At 23.2% G+C, this 2,056-nt stretch carries 2 protein-coding genes; one reads left to right on the top strand and one right to left on the bottom strand.

The window, feature by feature from the left end; translation table 11 throughout:
- Positions 1-313: 313 nt before the first annotated feature.
- The gene (locus tag BUA77_RS13100) at positions 314-1,213 is read right to left on the bottom strand and encodes a DMT family transporter (protein ID WP_072891021.1); all 900 of its coding nucleotides are present in this window, start codon (positions 1,211-1,213) and stop codon (positions 314-316) included.
- Between the two features lie 280 nt (positions 1,214-1,493).
- Between BUA77_RS13100 and BUA77_RS13105 the strand changes: the two genes are divergently transcribed.
- Positions 1,494-1,751, top strand: a complete 258-nt coding sequence (locus tag BUA77_RS13105) for a hypothetical protein (protein WP_072891024.1) — start codon at positions 1,494-1,496, stop codon at positions 1,749-1,751.
- Positions 1,752-2,056: the final 305 nt, after the last annotated feature.

Below are 2,056 nucleotides of genomic sequence, written 5' to 3' on the forward strand. Positions count from 1 at the left end.
CTATTAATAAAATTTTTGAGTATCTGAAAATTGCATAGAAATGACTTTGGCTATTTAACTGTAAAATTTTTCAAGTAAAATTGCACTTTTATAGACTTATCTAATTTTTTTCTACATTTTCCCTTTAAATCTTATTATTCTTTCACCTTTACTTTATAATATAAATATATCTAAAAACATAAACCCTCCTAGCATAATCCATATCACTTAATATTAACAGAAAAGCCTATATTTAGCTTCTTAAAAGAATTAAAATATAGGCTAATTTTGAATATTCTATTAAATTCATTGTTTAACTTAATTATAATTAGCTTTAATCTATAATTTCTTCCTGTAAGCTATCTTTTTTATTAAGTAGCTTTTTAAAATCTAACTCTGCTATTAACATTCCAGTTAATATTAATATAGCGCCTAAAGTTCCTTTTACACTTAAATTTTCTCCATAAATAATATAAGCAAACATCGCTGCAAACACAGGTTCTCCTGAATAGATTAATGCCGTATGCGTTGAACTAGTAAATTTTTGTGCAATACTTTGAATAATATAAGCACCTGACGTACAAACAACACTTAATATAATTATATTAATCCATACCTGATAATCATTAGGTATTATAGGTTTTTCTATGGCAAATGAAGTAATCAAACTTAAAACTGCCACAACTCCTAATTGTACAACCGCTAATGATACCGACTCTGAATCTACTGTGTATTTTCCTACAAATATAATATATAAGGCAAATATAACTGCACAAATGAGAGTATATATATCTCCAATATTTATTCCTGTTATGTTTTCATTCAAGGTCAACATTCCTAATCCAATAAAAGCTAATACTACACTTAATATAGATTGTTTATGAGGAAGTTTTTTTATAAGCAATGAAGCAAATACTGGAACTAGTATAACATTAAACCCAGTAATAAAGGCTGATTTAGAAATCGAAGTATAATTAAGTCCTACAGTTTGAAATGCATAGTGAGCATATAAACAAATTCCAAGAATTACTCCATATTTAAGCGTCTTTTTATCTATTTTAGTCATTTTCTTTATAAAAATAACAGAAGATATAATGAATGCTAGAAAAAATCTAATAGTCAAAAAATTATATGTAGGTAATTTAGCTAATGAATTTTTCGTTAATATAAACGATGATCCCCAACCTATTGTCACAAGTAGTAAAGCCATATCAGCTTTTAATTGTCTAGACATATAACCAACCCTCCTAATATAAATTTATATATCTTATGTATATATTTAAACTTTTAACTCAACTATTCCTTTAAAAAATTTTTTCCTCATAATACATTCATGTATTTTAATTTATTAGAAGTATTAAGTTTATGATTATTTTTTTATTAGTATGCATACTTTATAATAATAGAATTTTTAATATCGTTGTTTACTTAATTTTCTGAAAAATTTTATTTATAATCCATTTTTTTGGTATAATATATATATAATCTTATTATATAGAAGGGGTTGTTATTATATGGGAAAAGTAATCGATTTTAAAGTAGCCAAAAAAAAGATAGAAAGCAAAAAGAAAAAATGTAAATTTAAAACATTTAAAAATAACAAAATTCATAATTATAAAGCCTTAATAATTTTATTTATTGTTATTTTGAGCATAACTAGTCTATTTTTTTTATTCGTTCCTATGAATACCCCAAAAAAGAACCACTATATAGAGAGCAAATATAGCATGGATATCTTTAAAATCCGTGCTTTTAATTTATTTTTTAGTTAAATAGAAAACATATTAATAACATTAAATCAGTTGTGTTTATATCTTGTTTAAGTTAAATATTTTAATCAAAAAATAATTATTAATCAACTTTATATGTATACTGTATTCAAACTCATTTTTTATATTTTTGTAAATTTTCCAAAACATACTATTATTCTATATATTTAAAATCATATCTGCTAATAGCATCAAAAACATATTAAATGGTTATAATTTAACTTCTTGTGCTATTTTAGATTTTTAGCATGAGGAATATTATGGTAATATAATAAGTCAAAAAAACTCATACTAGTATTAAAATTAGA

It is taken from the genome of Tepidibacter formicigenes DSM 15518, assembly GCF_900142235.1.
Classification (GTDB): domain Bacteria; phylum Bacillota; class Clostridia; order Peptostreptococcales; family Peptostreptococcaceae; genus Tepidibacter; species Tepidibacter formicigenes.

Bases quoted from the DNA above. Each gene is read 5' to 3' on its own strand.
- BUA77_RS13105 (WP_072891024.1), top strand. From the start codon at position 1,494: ATGGGAAAAGTAATCGATTTTAAAGTAGCCAAAAAAAAGATAGAAAGC.
- BUA77_RS13100 (WP_072891021.1), bottom strand. From the start codon at position 1,213: ATGTCTAGACAATTAAAAGCTGATATGGCTTTACTACTTGTGACAATA.